This is a genomic window from Pedobacter sp. GW460-11-11-14-TSB4 (assembly GCF_059423705.1).
Genome location: NZ_JBWKYI010000012.1, coordinates 1 through 12734 on the forward strand (window position 1 = coordinate 1; position 12734 = coordinate 12734).

The window sequence follows — 12734 nt, forward strand, 5'->3', positions numbered from 1 at the left end:
ATCAAAATAGATTTTAATGGTTCTTTTATTTTTATAATTTAGTAAAATAAATAGTCAACTTTTTCAAGGACTAGACACAATTTTTGCTAAACAAAAGTTAACAATAAAACGTTGCTATATCAATATGTAGCCAATGCTTCTTTTATAGGGCCACGGCCCCATTAGAAATGCATCATTTGATAGAAAACGCAATACGTAAACCGAATTTGGCTAACATATCCGCAGCACTCAGTTTGACCATGGAAAAGTAAATGAATTCTGCGATTTAGATAAGCCAGATTGGGCTGCACCTAAAAAGTTGACTGGCATAGACATAAACAATCTTAGTCCGTTTGCAATTGGGCAGTAATTTCTACAATTATTGCGGGATCGGTAGTCTCACAGTGCTTTTCTGCTTGCTGATCATTTGTCTCATTTACAATGCCTTTTTTACAGCCTGCAATGATTATGAATAATAGCCACATCGTTAAAAAATTTTTCATTGTTGTTTTCATAAGACTGTAGGTTTTTGATTGTTAATATGTTATTTTACTTTAAGTTTTCCTTAGAAAGGTCCTCCAGCACTGAATGATGGCTAAATAATGGCATAAATGGCGGTTACCAGCCTGGGTTTTGAACAAGCAGTTTACTCTTCTCAAGCTCATTATAAGGAATAGGATAAAGATATTGTTTGGTTTCGAAGACACGTCTTTGAACAATTATGCGCTGAAAGAAAGTTGTAGCGTCGCCATCCATGTTCATTCCATAAAAGTCTCCACCCTGTTTATTTTTTCCATCATTACCTTCAGCAATCATCCATCTTCTCACATCAAAATAGCGTTGTCCTTCTGTGCAAAGTTCAATTCTGCTTTCTCTTTGTATGGCTTCTCTTTGTAAAGCCTGGTTACCAGCTATTGCTGCATTTAACAATTCGAGTTTTGGCAATCCTGCACGCTCTCTTACCAAATTTACATATTTCAATACATCTGGGTTATTAGCTTCTACTTCGTTTAAAGCTTCGGCATATAGCAAATAAAATTCTGCTAACCTAAAAACAATCGATGGCCTGAAAACAGATGCTACACCCGGACTGGTTTTATGCACTTTTCTATTGAATCGTTTGTAGAGTAAGTAACCACTTACAGTAGATTGTCCGCTTCTATCATTCGGCGAGCCCTTATAGAAATTAATTTCCCTATTGGTAATGTGCCATTTCCTGCCTGCAAAAAATACAGTATTATAAAACCGGGGCTCTCTATTGATCCACATATTGGAAACATTTACTCCATTATACATACTTTTACCTGCTTCGGTGTATAAGGGTGAAGCAGGCAAAAATTGAGCATTGTTAATTGGCAGCCCATCCTTCATATAAAAATCATCAACTAATTCTTGCAATACGGCCGTACTTCCGAGTCCGTTAGGCTCACTTCTTGGAGTTGATCGCCGATCTAAGGCATCGCCATCCATACCTCCCCATCCATTTTTAGAAGTAGCCCATATAATCTCCTTATTATAAACCTGAAACAAATCATAAATCGATTTTTCGGGATCTAAGACACCATTTGTAAATGCCTTATACAATTCGTAGTTGCCCTGCTCTGCAAAGCTGATCATTTCTTTAGTAGCGGCAAGCGCTTTATTCCATTTGGTTTGATCTTTTGCAGGGAACAATTTTTTCCCGTCTTTGTTAGCCAGGCTCACCGCTGGAGCATATCCTCCATTTAATAGCGGACTAGCTGCATACATCCATAGTTTTGCTTTTACAGCCAAAGCAACACCCTTAGTAGGATTGGCCAGGAAGAGTTCATCGGTAATTGCAGTTTGTGGCAGTAAGGGCATTATGGCAGTAAGTTCTTTATCGATAAAGGCGACCACTTCATCAACAGATTGCCGTGGCAGATCTAAATCGCCTGTTGGCTCTACCACTGTTGTTGCAATAGGTATAGGTCCATATTGTTCAAACAACAGATAATGATAGTATGCCCGCATAAACAGTACATTGGTTTTAAGTTGTTTGAACTCTGCATCATCCAACATATCAGCATCTGTACCGGTAGCGGGTATTGGCTTGGCCTTTTCTAAGAAGATATTGGCCTGTCTGATCAATTGGTAAAGCGATTCCCAGCGGTGAAATCCCATATTGAGCGAGTTTTTTGGCGAAATATTGTAATTAACAACATTTCCGAAACCATTGGCAATTTCATCAGACATACCAGCCCAGGGGTTTCCAAGACCATCGCCATTGATAATATTTGAGTAATCTGCTACTCCAGACATTACATTGGCATACCAGCGGCGTGTATAGGCTGGATTATCGAACACCTGATCAGTTGAAGTAAGGCCTCCCGCCAATTCGTTAGATACATCTAAATAGTTTTTCTTGCAAGACATTAAGCCCGCAAACATGAAAAACATAAGGATTGATAAACTAAATTTCATTGTTATTTATTTTAAGTTCTGTTTAAAATGTTAATTCTAACCCAAAGGTGTAAGTACTGGTAAGCGGATAGGGATTATCATTAACATTAGCACCGGTTTGTTCCGGATCGTAATATTTGATATCGTCCCAAACGGTTAAATTATAGCCCATTCCATATATTCTGGCCGATTGAATCTGAAATTTATTTAACCATCTTTTAGGCAAATTGTAACCTATCTCAACATTCTTTAATCTTAAAAAACCACCATTTCTGAGCCAGTAAGTACTGGCAACGGTATTGTTCGCATTGTTTACATTAGAACTATGTAGTCTGGGCATCAAAACATCTTTCCCCTGATTAGCTTCGGTCCACCTGTTTAATGCAAAAGTTCTATAGCTAGACTGATCTACCCCCCACGAAAAAGGATGCCAGCCTTCTGGGATTACCGAACCAAAAACTACAGATGCATTTGCGGTTCCCTGAAAGAAAGAACTTATATAGAAACCTTTATATTCTACGTTAAAGCCAAATCCATAAACAATTTCAGGATTATTGGGGTTGCCTAAGCCGCCTCTTTGGCGATCCAATGCATCAATTTTACCATCATTGTTTAAATCTTTATATTTAATATCGCCAGGACCTAATCTTCCACCCAAAGATGGTATAGGTAAGCCCGGCTTTAGTGCATAAGATTTTGTTCCATTTGTATTATCTGTTACAATAAAATCCTGATCAGAATAAAATCCATCGGCTACGTACAATGTTTGTTCACCCACGCGCGTACCAGTTATAGCCATCCATGGATGAGGCGTTTTTAATTCGTCGTACTCGGTAATTTTATTTCTTGCAAAGGTAAAAGTACCCCTTGTACTGAGTTTAAAATCGCCAAACTCTTGCCTGGCATCTAAACTCGCATCAAAACCACTGTTTCTTACTTTCCCAAAGTTCTCCCAGGGGGCTGCCCTAAAACCAGCAACTGCAGGTATTGTTCTTCTTTGCAATAAAATGCCCGTTCTTTCTGACTTGAAGTAATCGGCTACGATTTCGATTTTATTATTTAGAAAGCCGATATTTACACCGTAGTTTTGCTTATCTTCTATTTCCCACCCTAAGTAAGGCGCTTCAAAACGAGATTCAGTGATACCTGCTGCATAGGTATTTGCACCACCTGCAGTGGTTATCCCCTGACTAAAACTTGTCCCACCAAAGTTATAAACCGGCCGGTACAAAAACCTGGCGGCGCCGGTGTTATCGTTGCCAGTACGTCCGATTGATGCACGTAATTTTAAGTTAGAAACGATACTTTTTAATGCTTCGGGATAAAAAGCTTCATTAGATAGCTGATATCCTAAGCCTAAAGCAGGGAAAAAGCCAAAACGGTAATTTTTGGCGAATGCTTCACTACCGGTGTAACCAAAATTACCCTCAACAAAATAACGGTTTGCAAATGCATAAGTTAGCCTGCCAACTAAGCCTTGTTTCCTAAAAGCCAGCGCCTCGTTATATAGTTGGGTTTCCTTTTGCATGTAAAGTGCCATAGCACCTATCGTATGTTTTCCAAAAGCCCTGTTGTAATTTAAAGATGTTTCGATATACACTTTTTTAGTAGCATTATTCCCTTCAGCCGGATCACCTAGATCGGGATTGCCTGAAAAAGTTTTGGAGAAAATAAGCTTTCCGTTGGCATCTCTTCCGGTTGCATTGTACCTGCTAGGGTTATAACTTCTGGAAGAGGTGAAAGTACCATCGTAATCGTAGCTAACATTACCTCTAAATAGCAAACCGCTAGTAATAAAATCTAATTTCTGATTTAAACGTACATTTGATTGTATGCCACTTCTCCACTCTTTCGCGTAACCTGAGTTCATGAGTTGGTTATAGGGATTACGCATCTGCGAATCACGCTCTTGCCTGAATGTAGAAATGGTACCATCGCTATAAACAGCTGGAAAGGTATATGGAGGGGTAATAATCATTTGCCTGAAAATCTGGTTCGTACTTATCCCAGGATAATTTGTAAGCAGATACTGACCGCTAATATCAACACTGACCGTAGTAGATTTAGAAACATCCAAATCGATATTACTGCGCAAATTATATCTTTTCAAACCAATATTGGTATCATATTTTTTTCCTGGATCGTCTTTAAAAATACCGCTCTCACCAAAATAAGCTCCGGACACGAAATAACGAGCCTTTTCGGTTCCTCCCCTAACATTTAGCGTGTACCTGTGGTTATCGGTTCTTTTTCTGAGCATGGCATCCATCCAATCGGTATTGGGATAGAGATCGGGATCTACATTATTCCTGTATTTAGAAATGAGATCTTCGCTAAACAAGGGTGCAATTCCATCGTTAGAAAGGGCTTCGTTAAATAGCGACAAATAATCTGCAGACCCAACAAATTCTGGTATACGAGTAGGTTTTGCAATGCTATGTTCGGTTCTAAAAGAAATTACTGCTTTTTGTGTCTTACCCCTTTTAGAAGTAATGAGTATTACACCATTAGCCCCTTCTGCACCATAAACAGCTGTTGCTGCTGCATCTTTTAGTACCGAAAAAGTTTCAATTTCATCAGGTTCGATATCATTAATACTTCTTGGTACCCCATCTACTAAAACAAGTGCTGCACTTCCGCCGGCAAATGTACTAACCCCCCTTATCCAAAATTCAGAATTATCATATCCGGGCTCCCCTGAACGTTGAATCGCAATTAAACCAGAAACCTGACCTGCAATATTATTCGTTAAACTTCTCGTCGGAAACTTCAATTGCTCGCCCTTAACCGTACTAATAGAACTGACTACACTTTCTTTTTTCTGAGCTCCATAAGCCACTACAACTACTTCGTTTAGCTTATTTTCTGCACTCTTCATCACAATGTTAATATCATCGAGACCTTTGACTGCAACACGCTGTGTTTTGTATCCTATATAGGCAAATTCCAAACTATCTCTAAGCTCGGTTTCAATAGTATATTTACCTTTATTTGAAGTTTGCTCAATTATTTCTTTTCCCACTACGCGTACAGTAACACCTGGTATAGGTAGGCCAAGTTCATCTTTTACTGTGCCAGATATTTTAAAAGAAGCAATATTTTTGTTGGCAGCTGCCACTATTTTATCCTTTACGATAATCGTTTTATATTCAATAACGTAAGTTAAAGGCTGATTAAAAAAGCACTTATTTAAAACGTCTTTTATATCTGCATTTTTCGCATCTATTGTAACCAGATTGGCCTTGTCTACACTAGTGGAAACAATTATATAATTAAAGTTCGTTTGATTTTTAATTAGTCGTAACACCTTTTCCAATGAAGCGTTTTTTTCTAAAATAGTAACTTTCTGTTGCGCTTTGCTTTCTGCATTTACTTGTAATAATATACTTAGCAACAGTAAGATGGTTAGTTTCATGGTCAAAATAATTTTGTGTATCGTACCAGGATGCCGATACGAATTAAAATCGTAAATTTTCATAACTTTGAATTGTTTGGTTAAAAAATTAAGCACAAGACGGCCTGCACTTAATGTTCGGTTGAGTGTAACTGTAGTTTAATGTGATAATTGAACCCAAATTATTGGCCCAAAGGTGAAGCAACACCCTTGGGCTTTTTAGCGGGCCGTATTAAGCAGGTATAAGCTATTGCATAACAACGATCCTCCTTCCTTGCAACTTAAATTTGAATTTATCTGTTTGTTCTAAAATTTTCAGTACCTCAATGAGCGGCGTGTTACGAGATACTGAACCCAATATTTTTATATGATTTAAACTTCCGTTGTAAACAAATTCTACATCGTACCACCTGGCAATTTTTTTAAGTACACCTTCGAGATTATCATTCTCAAAAATAAAATAGCCATTTTTCCATGCGATAACATCTTCTACATCTACACTTCTTACTTTAAAGCTATTATTGCCAGATAGCAATTGTTGGCCTGGCTTTAATATTTCACTTCCTGCTACTGTTTTCACATTTATAGATCCTTCCAACAAGGTGGTTTTTGCAAAATGCTCATCCTGGTAATTATTAATATTAAAATGTGTACCCAAAACTTCTATCTCTTCTTTTAAGTTTGATGCTGTTGGAGATATTACTTTAAAAGGTTTATTCTTATCCTTTGCCACTTCAAAATAAGCTTCACCGCTTAGTTCAACTATACGTTGCTTGTGCTTTGCAAAACTTGGAGGAAATTTTAAGGATGATGAAGCATTGAGCCAAACTTTTGAGCCATCTTCCAGGATGATTTGGTATTGTCCACCTCTTGGCGTTTCGAGGGTATTGATGGCCAAATCGATATTGTTGCTTGCAGCAGAACTATCTTTTACAACTTTATAAATCAACTCACCATCTTTAGTTTTTATGATACTTACTCCTACAACGCTGGCCAGTTCTCCTGATTTAGTATTGGTAAGCGATATTTTCTTACCATTAGATAGTGTTAAAATAGCGTTGTTCCCTCCCGGCTTAATAATGTTGACTATTGGCAGTATAGTTTTTTTCTGAAAATGAGTTATATAAAAAAAACCTCCAAATAGGCTAAGAGATAGCAAAATAACCGCAGCATATCTGTAAAACATTTTGATAAAAGTAAATCCGGATACTTTAGCCTCCAATTTAAATTCCTGGCTGTTACAAATTGACAGGAACCGCTTTTTTAGTCTTGCTTTTGTTTCCTCAGCGGCTTCTCCATTTGTATTTTCTTCTAATACCGAAGAAATTAATTTTAAATAGCTTTCCTCATTTTCACTTTTGCTAATTTCCTCTAAAAAACTATCCAGATCCTTTGGCGCGCAATTGTTATGAATGATATTGAAGAATCTTGTCGAGCTATTTTTATCCATTGTCCCAAAAGTTGCTTTTTACTAATACGGTAATGCAACATAAATCGGGGGGGGTCAGTTTTCTTTTATTAGAAAAAACAATAAAACGGTCATTGTTATATCGAGGTTATTTAACAGGTATTCTTTAACAAAATGATTTGCCTTAACAAGATACTCTTTAACAGTATGTGATGATATATTCAATATTTCTGCTGCCTCTTTATAGGTGTGGCCTTCAATTTTACACAATTTATAGACACGCCTTTGTTGTGGCGATAATTTACTCAACGCCAGATCTAAAGCTTGTTCGCTTTGTTTTAAGTACAAAGCCTCCTCTATATGAGAATAATGCTGTGTAGCTACAGCCTTGAAATTATGATATAGTTTTTGATCGGACTGCAGTTTTCTGAAAAAATCGTAAACTAAATTTTGCCCAACCCGATAAAGAAAAGACTTGAAACTTGTATTTGTTAGAATGTGTTCCCGTTTCTGCCAAACTTTAATAAACAGTTCTTGCAAAATCTCCTCTGCCACGTGCTCATCCTTTACCATTTTTAGTATATTGGTATATAACTGAAAACTATAAATACTGTAAAGTTCAGAAAATGCATCCTGATCTCCTTGCTTAAGCTTCTCCAGCAAATCAGTCGTTTCTGTTTTTTTGTCTGCTGCAAAATCATCAATTATTAACATGAAACGTTTATATATTAGGATAACTGCTTTGACTTACTCGCAGAAGTAAGAGATCAAAACACTATTTCACAAAAATTTAATAGGTTCTAGTATCAACAATTATATAGATAAATTTTAATAATCGCTCGGTTAAGAGTGAAAATATTAAGGATTATTTCCAAACTTAAAATTTTATGTTGTTTTTTTTAAGTTTTACGGCTAAGTTTATGCGTGCTTTCGGTAAAGAGCTTCCCAGTTTTATTATAAAGAGTTATGCCATTGGCATTGCTCGGAATGGCACAAGTAAAGGCTTTAAATATTTTACACCTGATCAGTTCAAAACACCGTCCTTAGCCATGACCATATCTGGCTGGTTAAAACTTACGCCTATCGAAGCCCCTTTAATAAAGCTCCTTTCTACTTTACCAGCTAGTTCTGCAGCCTCTGTAATTTTGATACCAAATTTGCTGTCGGCAACAAGGTTAACGGCCCTCTATTAGATTAACCCAACGCCCTATAACGGTCTGCGTACTGTTGGTATGGTGGCCCAACATTACAGAAATGGGATACTGTTAATGCTGTACATGACACTGATTGTTGCAATGTTGCTGTCCGATGTACAAAAATGCTAATATAATCGGTTACAAGACTGCAAAAAGGCGTTTCGCTAATAGAGGTTAGAGACCTAACAATTGCCGTGATAGTTATGCAATGTGGTGGAGATCCGGGTCTATTTTATGATTTGCAATTTTAAACTTTACACCTACAAACAGGTAACTCTTGATTGATGTTGGCTTTATCCTGGAGCGGTTATTCCAGAACCAGATAAAAACTTCCTGTAAAATATCGTTAGCAGCACCACGATCGCTCAAAATAGCGTTAGCATATTTAAACAACTCATTAACATAGCGACCATAAGTTCGGCAAATGCACTATGCTCGCTCGACTGTATCAAGCTGAACAGTTCAGAATCCGATTTTTCATGATATTTTAACATTATGGCAATGGCTAATATAGAATTTAATGGAATAATACGGGTGTGGGTATCGTTTACAGACTAACCGGCACAGCAAATCATCCTAATTTAGAACTATTCAAAAAAAGTTAAAATTTACAGCAATCGTCGTCTATAAATACTAACCAATTATCAAAAAAATGTTGTAATGAGATAATATTCTGCCAATATAAAATTTGGTACATTCTAATTCTTAGCCTATTCCCTATCAACATTAGACTGGCTACTGAGAATTAATCTAAATTATTATTACTTACCCCGGACCGCTGTTTTATAGATTTTTTCTGATGTATGAAAATCCATAGCACCCCATGATTAAAAGGGCTATAAGTCCATAAGTATCCAGATCACAAAAAGCTTGTGGATTGACTGGGTCAAAATTATATTCGGTGCCTGGTTTATAATAATATCCATTGGCATCAGGCGTTGTGTTACAACCGTTATTACATTCATTAACAGCAGTGAGCTGTATAAAACAACCCGCACCTGTAGCTTGTAAACATCTGATGTCACTGAAAAGATATTGGTTTCCAGTTCGACTGTACAGTGCGTCGCCTTGATAAGTGCCAATATTTGAATAAAATATATTATAGCCATCTGCAGCAAAAGATTTGCATCCGGTTTCGGTGCCCGCAATAGAAAGGTTAAAAAAAGGGTAGATTAAAAGCGCGATAACAAGGCTTCTCCGGCCTATCCTAGGTAACTGGCACTTTAGCCAAAAAATATAGTTTGAAATTTGCATAAACCAGAATCAGGGTAGCGAAACAAATAATCAGAGGCTCGTAGAGCTGTCTGATCGGATCATAAAACTCCCTATTGATATGAGAACAAAATTGCTTCGTCTCCGAACTCCCTAATATCAAAAAAGGAATAAAACAGTTTTTGATATTAGTGAAAGTCTAAGCATCCAATGCTTCTGATCTAGGAAGGACAAAGGCCGCATCCGCAGCCTTGTCTATATGTTCACCATCCCGAGTAAACATATGCTATTATGGAATACTAACTAACGTTCGGATTTCAAGAGTCAAATTTAAATCATAACCATCCTATCTAAGATTTTAGGCTTACCCAAAACTTACCCAAATACATGGACAAGGGTATTTTGCTTACAGGTAATTGTTATCGATAAAAGTTTATTTAGGGACAGCTATCATCGGAGCATCATCACGTAACATAACACAAACGATAGATCAAGGTACATTGATGCATTGCAGTGTTGAAGGCTTGAGGAATACCAGAGCAAAAGGTAATTTTTTATGGATACAATCCATTTTATAGTTTGTCCCGTATATATTTTTCGCGCTAATGCTCGTTTTACCCCCATTATTGAACCATTTGCCCCCTGTCCGTATACCGTGTTGAGATTTATCTTTACACCCATAATCACCAGCACTGATGAGCAATCAAAAATTTTGACAGCTGCTAAGCAACGGCGCTTCTTTACCGTCATCCGAATTAAAATGATAACCTTGATAAAAACAATGTTCTTTTTGCTAAACCTATCCACGTATCCTGCTACAGTATGGCTCTTGCCACTACAGGGAATACCAACAGCCAAAAAGTTTATCCTGCCTAATTTCTATTTATAATGGATCCGAAAAAAGTATATAAAGCAATACTATCCAAGCACCTGAAGATCTGTTCGGAGCTAATATCAGCTAAACTGGGAAAGCCTGTTATGTCTAGTTGGGTAAATGCAGATTATATTAAACTCAGTGCATTGTTACTTGAAGAGACCCGAGTCAACATTAGTAAAAATACTCTAAAAAGAATGTTTGGCAAAGTTAAAACCGAAGATTCCTACACTCCCCAAAAGGCCAGCTTAGATGCATTGGCGAGTTTTGTCGGCTATTCAGATTGGGAGGACTTTTTTCTAGACCATAAATCAATAGCTGAAGATTTTGAATCTGTAACAGATCAACCAGTTCAGATATCAAAGGACAAAAAAAGTTGGCCACTCAAATTGAAAAAGTATTTATTGGGTATTGCTGTGGTCTTGTCCATGTATTTTGTTGGCAGTTTATTTTTTGCCAGGGGTATGGAATCCCGATTAAAGCGTGTAAGCCTAACCTGCGTTAATCCGGATGGAGAAGAAGTTCACTCTGCGGTTTTCAAGTTAAAAATCCCGGAGCGCTTAATGGATACCGCATCGTTTACCATCAATTTTGGCGACCAGACAATGGATATATTGAGTACCGATAAAAAACAAATCGTGCACTATTACGGAATTGCGGGAATTTATCACGCAGTGCTTAGCTATAAAGGTAAACCAATAGATACGACAACAGTATATGTAAAAACAAACCACTGGATTGCGAGGTTCACCCAGGCAACCACATCAAAGAATTCTAAAATAAAAGATATTAAAAGTGAGCAGAATCTACTGCACATTGAGGAATCAAAAATTAAAGATATAGGAATTGACACCATTCAACCGTTTTACTTGACTTTTCAGAATATAAAAAGAACAGGTATTAGCGGGGACAACTTTGAACTAAAGGCGAGGGTATTTACATCTAGAATATTTCCTGGTGTGAACTGCTCTGAAATCCTTTTCACTGTATATGGTGATTCGGCAAGACATGATCTGTTAATACTCAAACCTGGGTGCACGGCATGGGCCTATGCCTGTTTTTCTGAAACCAGGAGCGATGGAAGCAAATATGACTTGAGCAGTCTGGGTAGAGATTTGAGATCAGGAGGGGATATACGATTATTGGTCCGGCACAAAAGCGTAAAATTTTTCTTAAACGGTAAACAATTATTTACCACCGACTATAAAAAGACAATTGGAAATGTTTGTGGATTGAATTTTACATTCGGGGGCATTGGAGAATTAAGGGACATCTCATTACGAGATCTGAACACTGGTGAAACTTTTTAATTATGGGTTTTTATCGACAGAAAAATATATCGAATTGCCTGGCCCTTTTAGGGGACGGCCAAACTTTAATAGCGTTCATTCTATAGCAAAGGGAAAAATGAGAAAACTTAAAAAATCAGATTAGCCCATAAAGTAAATTCCCTAAAAAAAAGCACCGGTCTACAACCAGTGCCTCTTGTCCCAAAACAGTATATTGTTTATTTTGCGCTGTTTTTCTTTTCGGTAACCTCAGCCCTGATTTCCTGAGCCAGGTTTTTTAAATCCTGCATCGCCTTACGTACACGAGTACCAGCAGCAGCATTTCCACCATCATAAAATTTCGTCACATCAGCTTCAACTGAAGCGATCACTTCCTTTACCTGTTTGAATTTGTCCATTTTTGATTTTTTTATTGGAATCAAAAGATCCCAGTTAATACTTGTTCTATTTCCCTTATGTTAAGTCGGAGTCTAAAACTGATCATTTCTTTCAGCATATAAAGAAACCTACCTCAATTCTGATGCATCAAAATCATTTGCTACCCCAATGGCATTAGCTTTCCAAAGGATAAAGCCAAGCCTACCGCAGCATTCCGCTACAAAATATTCGATATCTGCAGGCACATCATTGACAATGCGAAAACGTATCTTATACTTAGGGTTATAGCTTATGTAAACCACAAGGTCATCTTCTGAAAAACCCCTGCCTTGCAGTGCCTGGAAATGCACATCCTGTAATTCTTTTGCAGTTCGTTTCAAACGCTCATTCATTACTTTTGCCAGGGCCTTTTCGGGCTTAAAATCTGTCTCTAAGATTGCCAGTACAGTTACGGTCATGGCGCAAAAATATACAGATCAACCATATCCGCAAACCCATAAAGTTAAAAGACTGAAAATGAGGGAAATTATCTTTATGGTCAGATTAAAAGAGTTTAGCTCTTTTAAGTCCAGTCAAATCATAG

The 12734-nt window shown here is 37.4% G+C and carries 12 protein-coding genes; 3 read left to right on the forward strand and 9 right to left on the reverse strand.

Going from position 1 to position 12734, the window contains the following annotated elements; genetic code table 11:
* Positions 1-323: 323 nt before the first annotated feature.
* From AC07YT_RS13555 to AC07YT_RS13575, 5 genes are all read right to left on the reverse strand, one after another.
* A complete protein-coding gene (locus AC07YT_RS13555; RefSeq protein ID WP_494945353.1) occupies positions 324-494 on the reverse strand; it encodes a hypothetical protein in 171 nt (56 codons plus the stop codon).
* Between the two features lie 103 nt (positions 495-597).
* A complete protein-coding gene (locus AC07YT_RS13560; protein WP_086546870.1) occupies positions 598-2421 on the reverse strand; it encodes a RagB/SusD family nutrient uptake outer membrane protein in 1824 nt (607 codons plus the stop codon).
* Positions 2422-2443: 22 nt separating this feature from the next.
* Positions 2444-5815, reverse strand: coding sequence for a TonB-dependent receptor (locus AC07YT_RS13565; RefSeq protein WP_494945354.1), 3372 nt, complete (start codon positions 5813-5815; stop codon positions 2444-2446).
* A 226-nt stretch (positions 5816-6041) separates the two neighbouring features.
* Positions 6042-7244: a FecR family protein gene (locus AC07YT_RS13570; protein ID WP_086546872.1), complete on the reverse strand. Its 1203-nt coding sequence runs from the start codon at positions 7242-7244 to the stop codon at positions 6042-6044.
* 54 nt (positions 7245-7298) lie between these two features.
* On the reverse strand, positions 7299-7916 hold the full coding sequence (locus tag AC07YT_RS13575) for an RNA polymerase sigma factor (RefSeq protein WP_494945355.1): 618 nt from the start codon (positions 7914-7916) through the stop codon (positions 7299-7301).
* 173 nt (positions 7917-8089) lie between these two features.
* On the opposite strand from AC07YT_RS13575, the gene AC07YT_RS13580 reads away from it, so the two are divergent.
* Positions 8090-8395 (forward strand): hypothetical protein, encoded by a 306-nt coding sequence (locus tag AC07YT_RS13580; RefSeq protein WP_086546874.1) that lies wholly within the window; start codon positions 8090-8092, stop codon positions 8393-8395.
* A 204-nt stretch (positions 8396-8599) separates the two neighbouring features.
* Here the strand turns inward: AC07YT_RS13580 and AC07YT_RS13585 are convergent, their stop codons facing one another.
* Together AC07YT_RS13585 and AC07YT_RS13590 are read right to left on the reverse strand one after the other, a co-directional pair.
* Positions 8600-8791, reverse strand: coding sequence for a hypothetical protein (locus tag AC07YT_RS13585; protein WP_494945356.1), 192 nt, complete (start codon positions 8789-8791; stop codon positions 8600-8602).
* A gap of 390 nt (positions 8792-9181) precedes the next feature.
* Entirely contained in the window at positions 9182-9652 is a 471-nt protein-coding gene (locus AC07YT_RS13590; protein ID WP_086546876.1) for a hypothetical protein, read from the reverse strand.
* Between the two features lie 514 nt (positions 9653-10166).
* Between AC07YT_RS13590 and AC07YT_RS13595 the strand changes: the two genes are divergently transcribed.
* Both AC07YT_RS13595 and AC07YT_RS13600 read left to right on the forward strand, forming a co-directional pair.
* Complete coding sequence (locus AC07YT_RS13595; RefSeq protein ID WP_494945357.1) at positions 10167-10499, forward strand: hypothetical protein; 333 nt, start codon at positions 10167-10169, stop codon at positions 10497-10499.
* Positions 10499-11794, forward strand: a complete 1296-nt coding sequence (locus AC07YT_RS13600; RefSeq protein ID WP_086546877.1) for a hypothetical protein — start codon at positions 10499-10501, stop codon at positions 11792-11794. The genes AC07YT_RS13595 and AC07YT_RS13600 overlap by 1 nt, the downstream gene beginning before the upstream one ends.
* 197 nt (positions 11795-11991) lie before the next feature.
* On the opposite strand, the gene AC07YT_RS13605 is transcribed toward AC07YT_RS13600, so the two are convergent.
* Positions 11992-12171 carry a BF3379 family histone-like protein gene (locus AC07YT_RS13605; RefSeq protein WP_086546878.1) on the reverse strand — a complete coding sequence of 60 codons (180 nt, stop codon included), beginning with the start codon at positions 12169-12171 and terminating at the stop codon, positions 11992-11994.
* Positions 12172-12279: 108 nt separating this feature from the next.
* Positions 12280-12609, reverse strand: a complete 330-nt coding sequence (locus AC07YT_RS13610) for a hypothetical protein (RefSeq protein ID WP_086546879.1) — start codon at positions 12607-12609, stop codon at positions 12280-12282.
* Positions 12610-12734 lie beyond the last annotated feature (125 nt).